This is a genomic window from Paenibacillus sp. J2R1T-4 (assembly GCF_059692235.1).
In genome coordinates, this window is record NZ_JCAUBA010000001.1 from 331,884 (window position 1) to 345,663 (window position 13,780).

The 13,780-nt window shown below is 46.6% G+C and carries 12 protein-coding genes and 1 pseudogene; 1 reads left to right on the plus strand and 12 read right to left on the minus strand.

Going from position 1 to position 13,780, the window contains the following annotated elements:
• Positions 1–73: 73 nt before the first annotated feature.
• From AC58QD_RS01660 to AC58QD_RS01710, 11 genes and pseudogenes are all read right to left on the minus strand, one after another.
• Positions 74–451 carry a hypothetical protein gene (locus AC58QD_RS01660; RefSeq protein WP_497329329.1) on the minus strand — a complete coding sequence of 126 codons (378 nt, stop codon included), beginning with the start codon at positions 449–451 and terminating at the stop codon, positions 74–76.
• A 102-nt stretch (positions 452–553) separates the two neighbouring features.
• Entirely contained in the window at positions 554–1,321 is a 768-nt protein-coding gene (locus tag AC58QD_RS01665; RefSeq protein ID WP_497329331.1) for a sugar phosphate isomerase/epimerase family protein, read from the minus strand.
• Between the two features lie 117 nt (positions 1,322–1,438).
• Positions 1,439–3,544, minus strand: a complete 2,106-nt coding sequence (locus AC58QD_RS01670; protein ID WP_497329333.1) for a carboxypeptidase regulatory-like domain-containing protein — start codon at positions 3,542–3,544, stop codon at positions 1,439–1,441.
• Positions 3,522–3,860, minus strand: coding sequence for a hypothetical protein (locus AC58QD_RS01675; protein WP_497329335.1), 339 nt, complete (start codon positions 3,858–3,860; stop codon positions 3,522–3,524). Before AC58QD_RS01675 ends, AC58QD_RS01670 begins: the two co-directional genes overlap by 23 nt.
• Positions 3,847–4,455 carry a sigma-70 family RNA polymerase sigma factor gene (locus tag AC58QD_RS01680; protein ID WP_497329337.1) on the minus strand — a complete coding sequence of 203 codons (609 nt, stop codon included), beginning with the start codon at positions 4,453–4,455 and terminating at the stop codon, positions 3,847–3,849. The genes AC58QD_RS01675 and AC58QD_RS01680 overlap by 14 nt, the downstream gene beginning before the upstream one ends.
• 55 nt (positions 4,456–4,510) lie before the next feature.
• Entirely contained in the window at positions 4,511–5,731 is a 1,221-nt protein-coding gene (locus AC58QD_RS01685) for a multidrug effflux MFS transporter (RefSeq protein WP_497329339.1), read from the minus strand.
• A gap of 16 nt (positions 5,732–5,747) precedes the next feature.
• Positions 5,748–6,149 (minus strand): glyoxalase superfamily protein, encoded by a 402-nt coding sequence (locus AC58QD_RS01690; protein WP_497330046.1) that lies wholly within the window; start codon positions 6,147–6,149, stop codon positions 5,748–5,750.
• A gap of 669 nt (positions 6,150–6,818) precedes the next feature.
• Positions 6,819–7,349 (minus strand): annotated as a pseudogene (locus AC58QD_RS01695) (iron-containing alcohol dehydrogenase); the annotation flags it as partial.
• Complete coding sequence (locus AC58QD_RS01700; RefSeq protein WP_497329341.1) at positions 7,346–8,152, minus strand: Cof-type HAD-IIB family hydrolase; 807 nt, start codon at positions 8,150–8,152, stop codon at positions 7,346–7,348. The gene AC58QD_RS01700 and the pseudogene AC58QD_RS01695, both read right to left, overlap by 4 nt.
• A gap of 152 nt (positions 8,153–8,304) precedes the next feature.
• Positions 8,305–9,441: an extracellular solute-binding protein gene (locus AC58QD_RS01705; RefSeq protein ID WP_497329343.1), complete on the minus strand. Its 1,137-nt coding sequence runs from the start codon at positions 9,439–9,441 to the stop codon at positions 8,305–8,307.
• Entirely contained in the window at positions 9,438–11,234 is a 1,797-nt protein-coding gene (locus AC58QD_RS01710) for an RNA polymerase sigma factor (protein WP_497329345.1), read from the minus strand. Before AC58QD_RS01710 ends, AC58QD_RS01705 begins: the two co-directional genes overlap by 4 nt.
• Positions 11,235–11,389: 155 nt before the next feature.
• Here AC58QD_RS01710 and AC58QD_RS01715 point away from each other — a divergent pair, with 155 nt between their 5' ends.
• Positions 11,390–11,635: a DUF3951 domain-containing protein gene (locus tag AC58QD_RS01715; protein WP_497329347.1), complete on the plus strand. Its 246-nt coding sequence runs from the start codon at positions 11,390–11,392 to the stop codon at positions 11,633–11,635.
• Here the strand turns inward: AC58QD_RS01715 and AC58QD_RS01720 are convergent.
• Positions 11,621–13,774: a PEP-utilizing enzyme gene (locus tag AC58QD_RS01720; protein ID WP_497329349.1), complete on the minus strand. Its 2,154-nt coding sequence runs from the start codon at positions 13,772–13,774 to the stop codon at positions 11,621–11,623. The two genes, AC58QD_RS01715 and AC58QD_RS01720, sit on opposite strands and share 15 nt — an antisense overlap.
• Positions 13,775–13,780 lie beyond the last annotated feature (6 nt).

Here is a 13,780-nt window from a genome sequence, read left to right on the forward strand (position 1 = left end):
TCCTCTAACAATCATACCTATTATTTACCCTAGAAGAACGGGTTGAAACGGGCGAGGAGCTCTAACATCGAAGTCATTTCTTGGTTGTTTTATCTTTGTGGCGTAATCGGAGCGCTGACCATGTGTCGTCAATCGCTACATTGCTTACAAGTCGATAGTCGCTATTCTCTTCTACTATTTTCCATATAATGTCACGGTTAATATCGGTTTTGATTTTACCAGATTGCTTCGGATAAGCCAGCCAGAACAGTGCATTTTCATTTAGAGCAGGTACTGTTGCCGAGACCAAATCCCTTACTTCTTGCGAATGGTTAACGAACAGCAGGACGAAATCAAACTTATCCTCCGGGTTATACTCTTTGTAGAAATCATGCGTGAAGCTGCTCGGCGCGTTTAGTACCAATCCTTTTCCATCTTTGTATCGAAGCTTCTTAAGCAGTTCTGCTTGCATCTTCAAGTCACTCTCCATTCGATGAGGTTAGTTGTTAGCTTGCTCTATATTACCGATTGAAAAAGAGCCTCACCCGAGGCCCCCTTTTATAACATAACTCAATTATTCCGTAGTATACTGCAGCAGGTTGTTAAAGCTGATCGCCAAGCTCTCGAATGGATCGCGCAAGCATACATCTTGCTCCACGACATACCATTCTACTCCGATATCACGGCAAGCTTGAATGATCTCTGGCCAAGGCATATTACCTTCCCCAATCTCTGCATACACTTGCTTGTCGTCCACGATTGCCATATCCTTCAGATGCACAACGCCCATTCGGCCGGCAACCTTACGAATCCAGTCACTCGCACTAGCTCCACCAGCGTGAACCCAATACGTGTCGATTTCGAAGCCGAATGAAGAAGCATCGGATTCTTCCATCAGAATTTGCAGCGCTGGTTTGCCGTTATATTTCTCAAACTCGAATTTATGATTATGATAAATGAATTGAAGACCCGCTTCTTTGAGCTTGTTACTGATTACTGAAGCTTCCTTGGCAAATGTTGAGTACCCTTCTTGTGAACCTCGGAATTCAACAGGTATACCTCCAAGTCCAATGTATGAGCAGTTCCACAGCTTGTGCTCCGCCACCAACTTATCGAAATCATTCTTCAACCGATCAAAGCTGACATGTGTTGCACAGATCTTAAGTCCATTCTCGTCTGCCAACTGTTTGACAACCTCAGGGTCGATCGGACCTATTCCCGATACTTGAATCGCTTCATAGCCAATAGCTTTTACTTTTCTTAAAGTTACAGCCAAATCTTCAGCAGTCTTAGCATAGTCTCTTAGTGTGTATAGCTGAGCCGCGATTGTCGAGCGTTTCACTTGATCACCTCATAAGTAGGATGGTGTAACGTTATCCCGATTATTGTACCCCTTGTACCGATCACTCTGCAATGTTTTTTCCAATCAAGCCTGGGTAGTTCCATCATAGTCATACCTTTATTTTATTTTAAATAAGGCTCTAATGAATTCCTTCATGTAATAGTGATCCGGCGCAGGGATCCACTGGGTTAACAGATCCTCCTTACCCGTAATATACATTTGGATTCTGGTCCGCAGCTCTTCCGAATAGGCAGTTGACCCCTTGGATTCACTTATCATTTGTTTGATGGAATGCGCCCAAGCGGTTGCCCGTAATCCGTAAGCGCGTTCTGGATACCTCTCCGCCGCGGTCAGAACATCATCGAACGAGTGTTGATTAAGTAACATAGAAGCCAGGTAATTCCCGACAAACCGATGACTTTTGTCTTGGGCTAGGGCTTGTTGGAATTGTTGTTCTGCCTCTGCAACCTTCCCTTGCTTCAATAATGCTGTTGCATATATGGATTGCACATAGTCAGACATTGGCTCACCCAATACCCGTACATATTGTTCGAACCATTTATTAAACGTGTCCCACTCCTTCTGTTCATACGCATAATGAGCCAAATCGTATAAATAGGACTCCGCAGCAGGCTGAAGCTTCACCATTTTCTCCAGATAAGGAACTACTTCACTCGGCTTCTCTTTCTTGCCCGTTATGCTTTCTTTGGATTGCAACAGGCGAATAATCATACGTAATGCATGCAGATCATCAGGATTACTATCATGCACCCGAGTATACTCCTCTAATGCCTCCGGTATATGGCCTGATCGAACAAGTTGATCGCCCGCGGTTAGCTTATGTGGGGACATTTTGAAAAAAGGTAAATTTCCTAATGATCTATCACTTAAACGATACCCGCTGCTTCTCGTCAACAACTTACCCTCTGCATCATAGGCATCAACACTCCAGAAAAACTCACCGTCCGGATTCGTGAATCCCAGGATGGAAGAAGGATTAACGGAAGACCAATCTCCACTCGTTTCAAACATTAAGCCTGGCTTTACATCATACAATTGTTCTACTGAAATCTGCAGTCGGTTGCCCGTTACATGATTGCGGACAGGTATACTAGATGACCCATTCCTATACTGAATACCTGCATTCACAGTGTAGTACGCAGCATCAGCGACAGGCTTCCATCGGAAATCTATGACCGAACTAACAATGGAAGCATGATTCACTGGTGAGACTAGCTCTAATAAAGGGCGGAAAATTACATCTTTGTTCACCTTCAAAGGTCCCGATAAATCTATCCAATCATCGTATACAACCGGCCATGTCCAACCGCTAATCTGTTCGAACCTGACCCCAACGCTAAGCTGATAGCTGCCTGGAGCAACATCCTTGAACTTGTACTTGCCCTCTTTATCTGTAGTTGTCTGGTAAGGATCTCTCTCCGATATACTCTGATTGACTATACTTGAATCCCTGAGGAAAACACCTACATTGGCGAGAGGCGTACCGTCACTTCGTTTCACAATACCCGTTACGGTCGAGCTCAATCGATCTGAATCTGAGTTTTCCATTTTATTGGTTATTCGGGCCGAAAGTCTCGTTAATTGATCTTGTATATAAACTTCATTCGGATTTAATTTCCTCAGAAGTTCCTGAATAACTTGGCTGGCTTGTTCATACTGCTCCTCTTCGGCATACAGCTTAGCGCGTTCAAGAGTGAGCTCATTCCGTTGATTCCGGTTGCGATCATCGTTCAATCGCTGTTCAGTCTGCTCGAGCACTTGTTGTGCGTGAGTATAGTTACCTGATTGCAGGTGGTAATTGGCTAATTGCTTAGCAGCGCGAGGTAAGTAGCCATCCACTGGCGCTCCGCTAATATACTCCTGCAACAAAGGCGCCTTGTCCTCCCAATCGAAAGGCTCCTTTGATTCAGAATGATGGATTTGAGTAAGTCTCCCGATATACACGTCATAGTTGTTGGTTATCCCATCTGCGCCTGGTTCTATGATGAACTCTTTTATAAGCTCCCATTTCTGACGTTCCGATCCTGCAGCGTGGATTGCGCTCAATATCCCAGACTTACCTTTGGTTTGACCTTGTGCCCACTGTTTTCGTGCGATGTAGAGTTCAGCCCTGGGAATAATGAATTGGGACAGAACAGGAATCATTACACCCAACGTAAGCAGAGTCAGAATCAGATGTTTAACTTTTATTCGGATCTTCATATCGCGCAACCACCTTCTCCAGGTCATCCTTCCAATACATGTTTCCCCCCGCCTCAATTAATTGTCTGTCCTCATGGTGAGCAATGTCGTCATCCAGAGTCTGAACAGCGTGAATAGCCGCCCAAGTGATTAGTAATACGGAGGCCAGACCAAGGGGGACCAAAGGAAGTTCAATTTCCTTATTCCATAGGGCGCTTATTCGCTCCCAACGAGTAGTTGGATGTGTACGTGCCAGTACTTGCGCTGTCCGGTTAAAATGAAAATCCATAAGCTCCTGATCTAACTGTTGTTTTACCGAGTACTCATCTGGATTCATCCTTGTAGCCTCCTTTTTCTAATATGCCTCTGAGCTGCATTCGCCCTCTGGCTAGTCTGGCCTTCACTGTGTTCTCATTGATCCGAATACTCCTGGCAATTTCCTGGATACTCATCTCGTTATAATAAAAAAGAATGATCGTTTCCCGGTATATGTAATTAAGCTCATGGACGGCTTCACTAAGTCGATGATTACGCCACTCTTTCAATAAATGTTCTTCCGGCAGCATATCCTTTTGTTCATGTAGTTCATATTCAATTCGAGCAAATGGAAGCAAATGTTTCCAATCCCAAGTACGCTGCTTCATTCGACAACGATTGATTGCAATTTGAGTTAGCCAACCTTTCAATTTGGAAGGGTCTTGCAGTTGTTCGATTTTGTTAAAAGCGGTGATGAACGTATCTTGTACCGCTTCCTCGGCGGCATGCCGATCTTTCAACAATAAATAGGAGGTACGGAGTAAGGCATCTCCATATTGATCCATGATTGTTTTAAGCGCTTCTTCGTCTTTTTCTCTAAGTCTCTGGACTACATTCAGGCCTGCTCCCCCCTCTCCTCCATTCTTTAGATGCATGTCAGTTGAATCAGGTTGCAAGAAGAATAAAAAAACTCCGCAGAGGACGCGGAGCTTGACAGGAAGATATATAAAGTCAGGCTTTCACCCGTCCGACTAACAGCCAATAGCACATAATGGCTCCTACATCGGCCGCCGCAATGACAATTCCCATCGGAACAGCGGTGCCGCTGCCTCCCAAGCCCACAAGCGGGGCGACAATCGCTCCGAATATAAAAGGAAGCAGACCCAGCAGCCCAGCGGCGCTTCCAGCAGATAATGCCTGATTCTGCATCGCGAGTGAGAAGCTTGTGGTGGATACGACTCCTACACTGGACACGACGAAGAATAGTGGAATCACGACGAATACTAGTCCTGCTCCGCTTACAATGGCACCAAGCAGGGTGATACCAGCGATTGCAGCCATCGTAAGCCCTGTAAGAAGCAGCCTGGTCTCAGAGATACGTCCAACCAATCGGCCTGTGATCTGAGCGGCAAGGATGATCCCGACCCCATTCATTGCGAATACGAGAGAAAAGCCTTGCGGTGAAACTCCATACAGCTCCTGAAGCACAAATGGAGAGCCGGCAATATATCCAAACATGGCAGCCATGACCAACCCCTGGGACCAGGCATAACCCATGAACGAACGTGTAGTAAGAAGGGTGCGATATGTGATCAAGGTATCCTTTAACTTCCCAGTAGAACGTCGATCAATGGGCAAAGTCTCGGGTAATCCGAACCATACCACTAAGAACATCACGAGCCCGATTGCACACAGGACAATAAATACGCCTTCCCAAGGTACTACTTTCATCAGTTGACCACCAGCAATGGGAGCAAGAATGGGTGCCGCGCCATTTACCAGCATGAGCAGGGAGAAAAACTTGGTCAATTCGGTGCCCGCATACAGATCTCGTACAACTGCTCTGGCAATTACAATCCCCGCCGCTCCGCCTACTCCTTGAATGAACCTCGATAGGACCAATATCGTAATCGTAGGGGCTAGGGCGCACAGAATCGAAGCTAACACATATATGATTAGAGCAAGGAGCAGTGGTCTGCGCCTTCCCCGAGCATCACTTATAGGTCCGACAACAATTTGACCGAGCGCAAGCCCAAGCAGACAAGCTGTTAAGCTAAGCTGAGCAAGTGAAGTAGTCGTCTGGAGATCCACAGCCAGATTAGGAAGCGCCGGTAAATACATATCGATGGATAACGGTCCAAAAGCACAGAGGGATCCCAGAACAGCCGCAATCCATAGTCTGCGTAATCGTGTTGGTGATTGTATTGCAGCCTCCGCCTGTTTCATTCGCATTTCCTTTCCATTCGTTTCACCCTTTGGGTTGATAAAAAATGACACGATTGCCGAACGGATCCTGAATGCACATCTCCAAAGAATTCCATGGAGTTTCCTGTACGCCTGGTCGAGCATACTTGTACGCTTTATTGAGTAGGCGGGCGTTCAACTGTCGAACATCTTTCACTCCGATTCGGATTGCCGCCCCAGGAGAACAGTCTCCATGATGCTCCGACAGATGAATCATTATACCCTCACCATCTGAGATTTGCATATAGAGAGGCATTCCTTCTTCAAAACGATGCTCCCAGTCTAATTGAAACTCCAGAAACTTAAGATAGAAATCTTTGGCCTTCACCTCATCGAAGATCCGAAGAATCGGAATAATTCCATACGAATATACGGTCGATGAAGCGGTAGTATCTCTAGTACGGATCGCAGTCGATTCGTTATAGGCTTTCAACAAGGTGTATCGATTACGGACTCTATGAGCCTCCTGTAAGCTTCTGGCCAGAAGCTCGGGATCAATGCCAATTTCCTCTGGCATGCTCGGTCCTCCTGTTTGCACTAACCATTGTTTGATTGCATCGGGATCTGGTATTTGTTGGATTAATTGTGCAAGGTGATCCCAACTGGCCTTGATATTCGCATAAGCAGCGGGGTTACCGCCTTCGGCTGATTGTGCTTCAAGAAAATGTCCAGACTCCGCCAAGTGATGATATAACTTAGAAATTTCAGCGCATGCTACTCCGACTTTTGCACCGTGCAGCAGTTGTTTACGCCCTAGCTTCAGGTACTCCATCTCCCAATAATGAGATAAGTGATGCTCGGAGCCGGAGGCTGGATGGGATTGACCGAAGAGCAGCATGGCAAGTCCGGATTGGATAAGAGCGTTCATAAGAGTGCGAATACCTTGCTCATTGCGAACAGCAATATCATCAGCACTACGGATACAGTCCATCAGAGCTTCCTCTGTCATTTGCGCCGATACGGGACAATAGGGCTCACCCGCTGCAATGTGAGAGAATCTCCAATCGAATAATGATGTGAATTTACCCAGCATATCGCCAAAACCGGCAGAAACTAACCTCTGGGGAGCTTCGAGCAACACGTTCAAATCGGCAAATATAGCAGATGGGGCGATCGCTGGAATTGTAGTTTTGATCCCCTTGATTATGAGCGGGGCCCCGACGGAAGTAAATCCATCTACAGAGGGAGCGGTCGGAATGGATACAAACGGCATCCCTATCTTAAACGCAGCAAAACGAACAAGATCATGAATCGTACCTGAACCTACGGCTAGAATCGCATTTGTGGATTGATGCGGGATCTCCAACAGAATCTGGACAAGCGCTGCTTCATCTGCTACCACATCCCCTCTGGAATCCGGCTTGAGCACGATTAACGTAGTTGCGATGCCTGCCTCATGCAAGTTAGCAAGAAGCTTCTTCCCTGCTGCTTGATGGGTGTTCTCATCCACTACTATCGCTACTTGGTTGCAGTGTTGTTCCAGCAAATAATCCGCAACACGAGTCAGTGCACCACGTTCGACCACTATTGGATCAACGGTTATGGGATGGTGGTTTCCGCAAGTACAATCTGCTAGTGCCGAGGACCATTTCTCTGATAAACTCATCCTTCACTCCCTCTTTTCTGGCCGGCCAATACGTAATGCTCTACAGCATAGGCAATCCCGTCTTCATCCAAGGTTTTCGTCACGTATCGGGCTTTATCTTTCAACTCTTGGATCGCATTCCCCATGGCAATCCCCATCCCAACCGACTCAATCATCTCAAGATCGTTCAACCCGTCTCCAAAAGCAGCTACTTCCTCTGGTTGGAAGCCTAAATGTTGAATTAATCGGTGCAGTCCGATCGCTTTATTCATTCCTTGCGGGTTAATGTCGAAAGCCCATGGACGCCACCTATGCGTATAATAAGGATTCGCATCTCCCGCAAAATAAGCTTGTTCCTCTTGATCATTGCAAAAAACGATGAACTGATAGATGTCTGGTAATGTCTCTGCTTGACCCAAACTAGCGAGAAACAGATCGGGCTGCATAAACCCGATTTCCTTTTGAGCTTGCGCGAAGTAAGGCGCGTCCTCGCGATTAATATACATTCGCTCAGAACCATACAACAGTACCGTGTGGTTGGATTGTTCGGCGTCTTGTATCCACTTTTGAACAACACTGCGTTCGAACGCATTTCCGAACATCGTTTTACCATTCATACCCACATGGCTTCCATTACATGTAATCGCCCAATCGATCCCGAGTTCCTCTCGCAGCAACGCCATCTCATGCTCGCTGCGGCCTGTACATAATGCTATGACTACACCATGTTCTCTTAATTTCTGCAAGGCTGCTTTCGTAGATTCCGGTAAATAATCCCGATCTCGAAGTGTCCCATCTACATCGAATGCTGCTAGTTTAATCAAGTATGCCACCCCATCTTCTTAGATCCCTCTATTATAGCAGAGGCTTAGGGAATGGACGCACTTAAATTCTAACGAAATGAAACCACGAAAACCGTCCGGAAACAGGACGGCTCATGGATCATTTTCAAATGAAAGTCAATGTAGGAATACTCTCAAGCAAACCGTGTCCAAGACTTCATCAATTGACGGACATCGGCCCCGTCTATTATCATTTTATGCAGATCTTCATTGATAAGCTGACGCGCCGTGTTCCACTTGTCGCTCAAGTAGAAGCCACTCGCCTGCACGGAATCCAACTCCTGTAAATAGCGAGACCATATTCGATGCGAGCTCATTCCGCTCTTGTCAGCAAGTGATTTAGTTAGAGGTAAATTCCAAGGTTTGCGGAAGTTATCTGGTTGCTCTAATATATAGTGGCTCAGAAAAGCCCAGGCAAGTTCCGGATGTGGGCATTTGGTAGTGATTCCCGCTCCCCCCATGTAGATCATGTTGGCCTCTTGTCCTCCTGGCATGCGCGGGAGCCCTAACACCTCAAACTGCTCTGCGCGTCCCTTGTCGGTAACATCTCCAACGAACCATGTGAAGCCGAATATGATCGCGAATCCGTCAGCCAAATGACCTGCTTGTGAAGGCTCTCCAGGCTTGCGGGTCACATGATGAATGCGATACAGATCCACGACCTTACGCATAGCCTCGACGGCTGCATCACTATCAACATATCCCTTGGCTGTTGACCCGTCCTGGGATAAGTAGCGGCCTCCATTACGCATTACAAATGGTTCGAAATTCTCAATATCAACCCCATTCGCAAACCCGAATTGGGTAGCAATCCCTTCCTCGTTCCTAATAGTAAGACGTTTGGCAAGCTGCACCATTTCCTCCCAAGTCCAGTCCTCGGACGGATAGGGCAAGCCTGCCTGATCAAACATCGGTTTATTAATAAGAATTAGAGGAAGGGAGACATCAACAGGAAGTCCAGGAAGGGTACCATTTTTGCACGCTACGCGCATAATCCCTTTGTTCAAATCTTCTTCGAGGCCCGGGGTCTCGCGGACGAACGGTAGTAAGTCTATGAACACATTCGGTTGATCCAACAACCCCCATCCTCCTGAATCCATAATGTCGGGCGGTGTATCTGACTGGAACTCCCGCAAGGATTCGAAATTATCTGCAACTTGCTCAATCACAATCTGTACGTCAGGATTCGCTAATTCAAACGATTTCTTAGCTTGCATTAGAAAATGTAAATGTTGAAACTGTGTGACGAACCGGATTTCAGTCTTGCTCATATGTAAGTCCCCCGCTCCAATAAAGTTAATGTTTTCTCCATATAACTTACTCCCGCCGCTTCAAAGTCTCGAGCTTGCTCGAGAAATTTCGCACAGCTCTCAAGCGTCTCCTCCTGCAGCATCTCGGCGCTCTTGATGAACGGCACCAACTCACTAACGGCATCTAAGGCGTCAGCAGCTTGTTCATAAGCCTCTGAAGCTAGCAGAATCAGCCGCATGGCTTCTCCGTTTAGCGGGATATTGCGCAAATATTGCGATGCCTTTCGTCTGGCTTCTCCGTACACTGCAGCCAGTTGGCCCATCCCATATCGATTTGGCGTTACCAACCGGTTGCGCAAATAACTAATCCAGCGGTCATAGGCGGACAATCCGGAGGTATAGTTAAGGTACACGGTTAATGGGTGATAGGTGCAGCCTTTCCGAGCATAATGGACTGCAAACTGAATGGATTCGACTGCCTGCTCAATAGCTGAACCATTTCTAGTAGATTGGCTCTCCTGGTAAGGGGTGATCCCAACTAAGAATCGTAATGGATTATTAGCTACCTCATGGTAAGGAATTGATTTTCCGTCTGGGCACATGACGTCTGTGACATATACCTCTCGCTTCTCATCGTCATAACCATATAGGAGCGCCCATTCGTGTACATACGGCTTCTTAGCCCATGTATCGAAATATAGCAACGGCTTGCCCGAATCTATGAATCGACGTATAAAAGGAAGCACCGCTTCCTCGATCGGAAGTACAACCGGAAACCGCTCCGACGCTGCAAGCAGCGGCACTGGCGCATTGGATAGCTGCCCGCAGAGGATTGTTGCCTCATAACCTAGATTGTCCATCACGTCTCGCACCGTCTGACGCCAATCATAAACATAGATCCCGTCCGAGAAAGTAGTTTTGTTCGATATTTTCATGCGAAAAGCAAAACCAGAGATCCCCATCAAATCCTCAATCGGTCTGGGATCATTAAGTGTAGTCAACAAATGACCTATTCGGTCCACAAACGTTGTTTTCACTTTCTGAACATCCGGCCATAAGGGAAGTGGAATTACTTTGTGTTTATACATCTTCCATCCGCCTCTCTCCTGTTCCTTATGAAGGCCGAGGTATACGCGAACGTGTTCTTGACGGAGCTTTTGGCGGGACCGATGCAAATATGTGTACACGGTACCCGTACTCGTCTTATATAGCTCTGCAATCTCATCAGGTGTTAACTGCCGGAAGAAGTAAGCCTCGAAGATGCTCTTCTCTCTCTTGTTCAAACAATGTAACAATGCATGAATCGTCTCATACAGCTCTTTGCGCAACAAATGTTCGGCTGGATCATTCTGATGGGCTGCCGCGTCTGAAGCCGACTTGGTGAGGTGGCTCAAAATGCTATCCAGATCATCCCAGTCTACTCTACCTAATCTCGTAGAATCTCTTGACGATCCCATCAGGGTGATGGGCTTCTCATGCTTATAAGGGCCGCCGCGCCTGAGACGCATGTTCGCCTGGTTCTGGACAATCCGATGAAGCCATGGTAAGAATCGACTCGTATCCGCCAATGACCCCAGGTGCAGAAAAGCGCGTATTAACGCGTCCTGTACTACATCATCTGCCATATGGCTGTCGCGTGTCATCCGTTCCGCCCATCGCCTAGCCTGTTCTCGATGAGTCTGAATCAACTCACCAAACGCTTCCGTATCTCCATCTCTTGCCCGTTCCACAAGCTCCGTATCGATCTGTGCTTGACTGCGACTCGCTTGAACGAAATGTTTCTCACTTGCAGCACCCTGATTGGTTCTCTTCACGTTGCTCCTCCTTTCTTGAGCGTTCTTTTCTCGGCCAACATAATCTATGATGCCAATGGCTAAATGAATTTGAACAAAATTGCACTTATCGGAAACGGAAAATTATTTGATGCGTATATGACTTTCAAAATAATACAATAAAAGGATGAATCGGGATGGACTTATCGTTCTATGCACTGTTATCCATAACTCTGCCTATCGTGCTATTACTTGGGATCATCATCGTAAAGCTCATCAAAAACAAACAATTACCCGACAGCCGATACACTCCGTTCGATTTCATCACGGGCCAGACCAACGTAGAGTTTCACGAAGAGAAAGAAGCGGTCCAGGAAGAAGACGATCAGGGCGAAGGCAAGAACCCAAGGAACAAAATGCGTATTCGTCTACCTCATAAATGAGATCTTGCCTTCGTTCGCATCTACTATGACATGATCTCCTGTGGCCAACAAGCTTATCGCAGACTCTACCCCAACCAAAGCCGGGATTCCTCTCTCACGAGCGAATATAGCGCCATGCGATAGAAATCCTCCGGTCTCAGTAACGATGGCTGCCGCCGCAACAAGATTATACACCAGACTTGGTGAGAGAATAGGAGCTACGATAATGGAATGGGGAGGAATACGTTCATAGACGGTACGATCAAGCGGGTTATTCACTAGAAAGACAGTACCTTTTGCGATACCTGCGGAAGCAATTTGACCGACCAAATCGCTACTGCTCTTGGCCACTTCTAATGTTCCAGTCTCCCCTCTAACTGCAGCTCCATTTCTAATCAGTTGAGTTGGTTTGTATAGCTGCGCTTTTCGGATAGCTTCTTGCCGAGGTTTGATCAGTTCCTTGCAAGAAACCTCTTTCCCTTGTACTGCCTCTTCCATTTCAACGCTTGTTAAAAAGAAAATATGTTCTGCCAGATCCAGAATTCCTTGGTCTGTCAAACGTTCCCCAACAGCCAACAAAGCTTTTCTCACACTGGCTCCACCCTTTTGCAGCATATAGTCATCATTCTCAGTACGAGTTGCAGCCAGTCTGAAGCGCTGAAGGCAATCTATGAAATCTATGCTGTCAGTCTCTGATAATGAGTCATGAATTCTGCTGATGAGATGCTCTCTTTGCAGTGCAGCGTTGTTCGAATCAGGAAGCAGTCCGTGTGTAACACTCGATTTAATTAATGCCATTAATTGTTCTGGAGCCTCCTCAAGTGTCGGCAAATAACTGAGGACAGGCTGTGGAGATTCATAAGCAAACTCTTCTATAAATTGATTGAATTGTTGCACCCAAGGATGATTCGGATAATGGTTAATATTTGCTGAAATCTCCTTGAAGTCTGAAGCGTCCGTAGCGGTTTTGATTAAGGAGTGGATAAGGTGTGTTTTGCGAGCCGTTATAGTATCCAGGCCAGATGCCAACAAGCTTAAAATCGTCTCGAATTGAACCTGCTCCCCCAAAGCATTCTGAATATGAATTCTGAGCCGTCTAGTAAGGTTTCTTCGTTCTATGAGCCATTCTCTCTGCAAATATTGTGCGAAGCATTTCCTGAAGCTGTCTACTCTATTCAAGATGATGTGCCATAACGCATCGATGGAGTATATTGATAAGTCTTCAAGTAAATATTGTTCAAAAACAGGCTCGTACTTTCTTTTCATTTCCAGCCATTCTTCCCAGATGTCTACGGGTTGGTTCGTCTGTCCTGCTTGTTGGACCGGCTTCATCTGGATGTAAGGATAGTGATGAACGAACTTCACATCCCATAACGGGAAATGAAACAATCCGCTTGGGTCGAGTGTTCGATCTAGCGGACTAACTGGCACTGTACATTGATCCAGCAAGAACCATTCACCAGCCATTTGCTCAATCATCCCGGTTACCGGACGAATTTGCAGCCAATAAACAACTCCTTCATATATGCCAAACTCCATATCCACTTCATTGGACAGAGCTTGCCTCATTTGAATAGCTGCTTGAGCAATTTCATTCGTTAGATGATCGGGAAGCGGAACATCTTCCACTGTACCCCATTCACCTTCACGGTAAATGAGAGGGTTAACTTGCCCACCGACTACGAGCTCCCCTCTTCCTCTAACCGCTTCAATAACAGGCAGTTGGACTCCGCTTATTGGATCGACTGAGAATACAATTCCGGAATATTCCGACTCGATATACGTTTGAATGATCACCCCGAGATGGCCTGCAAAGCTTCCTCCAGAACTTAGAACCTGTTCAAGCGCACTCGCCAATTGTTCCGATTGCCTGATCACCACCGATTCGAATCTTCCTGCGTTCGAGATTTCACACCCATCCTCATTGCGTGAAGAGGAACGCACAATCCACCCAGACAGCGAAGGGAGCTGATCGGGAAGATGCTCACCAAGCCGGCTTGCCCGCTCCCGCCAGTCCTTCTGGGCAAAGAAAGAAATCGACAGCACAATAGCTTCTGGAACCCGATATCCTCGCTTAATCAATAATTGAAGGTTGGCTGCTTTATTGCCTGCCTCGCTCGCGGTAAACTCATCCACATGTAAACGATAGGTCAATTTCAACTTTCC

Bases quoted from the DNA above. Each gene is read 5' to 3' on its own strand.
- AC58QD_RS01715 (WP_497329347.1), top strand. From the start codon at position 11,390: ATGGACTTATCGTTCTATGCACTGTTATCCATAACTCTGCCTATCGTG.
- AC58QD_RS01660 (WP_497329329.1), bottom strand. From the start codon at position 451: ATGCAAGCAGAACTGCTTAAGAAGCTTCGATACAAAGATGGAAAAGGA.
- AC58QD_RS01705 (WP_497329343.1), bottom strand. From the start codon at position 9,441: ATGAGCAAGACTGAAATCCGGTTCGTCACACAGTTTCAACATTTACAT.
- AC58QD_RS01685 (WP_497329339.1), bottom strand. From the start codon at position 5,731: ATGCGAATGAAACAGGCGGAGGCTGCAATACAATCACCAACACGATTA.
- AC58QD_RS01675 (WP_497329335.1), bottom strand. From the start codon at position 3,860: ATGAATCCAGATGAGTACTCGGTAAAACAACAGTTAGATCAGGAGCTT.
- AC58QD_RS01670 (WP_497329333.1), bottom strand. From the start codon at position 3,544: ATGAAGATCCGAATAAAAGTTAAACATCTGATTCTGACTCTGCTTACG.